This is a genomic window from Haladaptatus ordinarius, assembly GCF_054177595.1.
The window spans coordinates 1-2860 of sequence record NZ_JBPEHH010000223.1; the positions used below are offsets into that span (position 1 = coordinate 1).

The following is a 2860-nucleotide window of genomic DNA, read 5'->3' on the forward strand; positions in this document are numbered from 1 at the left end:
CGGAATAAACAGGCAGAGAATCGGTTTTTGTCGATGTAGCGGATGGAGAGCGAAGCATTTGGCCTGCGTATGAAACCACTGTTGGAGATGAGCTAGACATCTTGTTCGGGGTGTTCCCGACGGAACACCCCTTTCTCCTGCGCCCTCAAGACTCGATTCAGAACCCGCCCCTGTGTACCACCGCGCAGCGTTCGCCACAGCACCCGCAGTGAAACACAGATCAACTCACTTAGCACTCGTTCCCGCACTCGTCACGAACGCATAGCCCGCGTCCCATCGGTCAATACAGGTTCGCACGCTACCGACTACTATACCTCCTGTATACTGCCAACACGCACAGCACACAGGTCGCGTTCGCACCAATGCACAATTTATGGGATATAGACCAGCACGACGCGCCACGTGCCGTAGCGTTTCCGGGTTATCAGCGTGCCGCCTTTCGACCGCACAAGCCGGTACTGGTCATGCGCACGGAGTTCGTCCTGTAACTTGTCTGAACACTGCCCCCGGCGTAAGGAGAAAAACCCGTCAAGCCGCCGGTCACTAATATGCAGTCTGTCCTTGCCGTGTTTCATCCACCGATACCATGCATCCGTATCAATCCCGCACGTTCCCCATTCAACACCAACAGGGTTAACCTGTATCAGATGGTCGAACGTCGCGTTTTGAATACTCTCTTGGTCGAACGTCTGTGCTACTGAGTCATGAAATCCCAATGTATCACCGTCTGCACACACAGTATCAACGCATCTTTTTATCAGTATGTCAACCTCATCCGCTGGCTGGAAACTGGAACCGATCTACGACCGCGTGAAACTCGCATACCGATAGCGACTGAACCACTGAGGACATACCGATGAGAGCTACCCACATACTGGCTCACTCATCGGCCTGCCTGTCTCCGATTCAAACAGTACGGCTTACTCGACACGCGCTTCAATCGTAACGCTTCCAGACTCCCGTAATTCCACCACTTGGTCGGCATCCAGCACGTACAACGCACCTGCTACCTGACCATCACGGCCACGAAATGGCGTCACTTTCTCCTGTGCTATTCTCATCATCTCCACACTCACACATTCAACGGTTTCATCCGCGCTAAATACGCCTCACGCACCTGCTCGCGCGGAATATTCGTATACAAATCCATAACCTCCTTATCACTGTCCCCGCGCAAATACCGCGTATAATGGTCAGGCATCTCCGCATTCCGTAACAAACTCGTGAAAATTGTCCGATAATAATGCGGCGTGAACTTGTAATGCCACCGCTTCTCGTCCACCTCGTCCATCACCCCGGCCCGCACCGCCGCCTCACGCACCTTCCGCCGGACCTGCTCGCGTTGCATCGGCTTGTTCCCTGTTTTCCGGAACACATACCCCGTCTCAATCCGCCCAACCGCCAGCAACCGCTGAAGCAAACTCACGGTCTCTTGATCCACTGGATTCACCGTTTCTGTCCCACCCCTCCGATCACGGAACCGGATAAACCCGGCTTCCAAATCCAGATCCTCCACGCGCACATTCGGTGTCGGCATTCCAGCGACGTACAGCCAGCTGGACGCGGGCTGAGTAGGCCCGCGTCCAGCGGCAGCCCTCTGCGTAAGCGACAGCTTCGCCTCTTGGCTGGACTGACGGCGCTCTCACTGGAGTGAGACCGCCGTCTTTGGTTGAATCATTCGCTCATCCGCGCCAGCTACTCTCGTCTCGCCCCAGAAACCGAGTCAGTAATCAGGAACGATGGGAACTACCGACATTCAACACTTCCTGCACCCGCGCCCCGGTCTTCGCCAACAACACAGCCACCGTCTTGTTCCGCAAATCCGGCAAGTGCCACACGATTTGCTTGCCGTTCTCCCATGTCGCCGTCTCCGGCCGCGGCCGCTTTTCCTTCGGAATCTCCTCTAACACCACTTTCGCCGGGTTCCCGGTAATCTCCGGGTACGACGGCCGGAACAACGCCCACGTGTAGAAACTGGAGAGATTCTCCACGTACTTGCGCTTCGTATTCTGCGCCACCGCCCGGTCGTGCAGGTCCATCACGTACTCCTCAATATCATCCACCGAGACCGCCGCCGGTGCAGTCTCAGGGAACCACTCATGGAAAACCGGTGAGTCGTCCGACTATACTCGTTCAGCGTCCGCAATCCACACCGGCTATGCGAGTGCTTGCGTTTCAACCAATCATTAATGCACGTATGCTTGTTCTTGAACACGCGTTGCTCCCAGGTCGGCCCGTCAATCAACACCTCGTATTTGGAAGCCATCACTGCTCACCATCGGCCACTTTGAATCCGAACCGCCGGTCGTACACTAACTCGCCCTGTGCGACCAGGAAGTACAGTTGCTCTTCGACGGGCTTCCACAGCACCTCGTTCACCGCACCGGACGCGACCATCCGCTCGACAATCTCGGAACTGTCGCTATGCGTATCCGTGACAAACCGTTTCACGAACTGTGGGTCATCGACACTGGCGGTGGCGGCCCCGGCCTGTCGCTCATTCGCCAGTTGCGCGCGCAACCGGTCGCATTCCGCGTGCAGCTCTTCAATCCGGTTCTCGATGTGCTGGGGGCCGTGCAACCCATCAGCGCGGTACGCGCGGGCTTCTTGAATGAGGTGGTACAGGTATTTGCTCCGCTTGGTGAATCCCTGCTGGGCGGCTTCCGCGTCCCAGTCCGCAGGATCGTCAGCGTTGCAGTACACTTGGACTTTCGTGGTCTGTTCGCGCAGGCCGGTGTTCGCGGCCTAGTGCTTCGTCAACCATAGATTGTTAAGAGACAATCTGTTAGAGAGGATATGGTAAACAAGGAGTATACGGTTGATCTTTCAGACGAGGAACGCACCGAGCTCGAATCGTTCG

General features: G+C 56.3%; 3 protein-coding genes. All 3 read right to left on the bottom strand.

Going from position 1 to position 2860, the window contains the following annotated elements:
* Window positions 1–1072: 1072 nt before the first annotated feature.
* The 3 genes from ACR3FF_RS26590 to ACR3FF_RS26600 all read right to left on the bottom strand — a co-directional run bounded on the left by ACR3FF_RS26590 (window position 1073) and on the right by ACR3FF_RS26600 (window position 2703).
* Window positions 1073–1537, bottom strand: a complete 465-nt coding sequence (locus tag ACR3FF_RS26590; RefSeq protein WP_458191085.1) for a tyrosine-type recombinase/integrase — start codon at window positions 1535–1537, stop codon at window positions 1073–1075.
* A 193-nt stretch (window positions 1538–1730) separates the two neighbouring features.
* Window positions 1731–2063 (bottom strand): hypothetical protein, encoded by a 333-nt coding sequence (locus ACR3FF_RS26595; protein ID WP_458191086.1) that lies wholly within the window; start codon window positions 2061–2063, stop codon window positions 1731–1733.
* A 202-nt stretch (window positions 2064–2265) separates the two neighbouring features.
* On the bottom strand, window positions 2266–2703 hold the full coding sequence (locus ACR3FF_RS26600) for a hypothetical protein (protein ID WP_458191087.1): 438 nt from the start codon (window positions 2701–2703) through the stop codon (window positions 2266–2268).
* Between the last annotated feature and the right edge of the window lie 157 nt (window positions 2704–2860).

Coding starts and splice junctions, on each gene's coding strand:
- ACR3FF_RS26590 (WP_458191085.1), bottom strand. CDS start 1,537: ATGCCGACACCGAATGTGCGCGTGGAGGATCTGGATTTGGAAGCCGGG.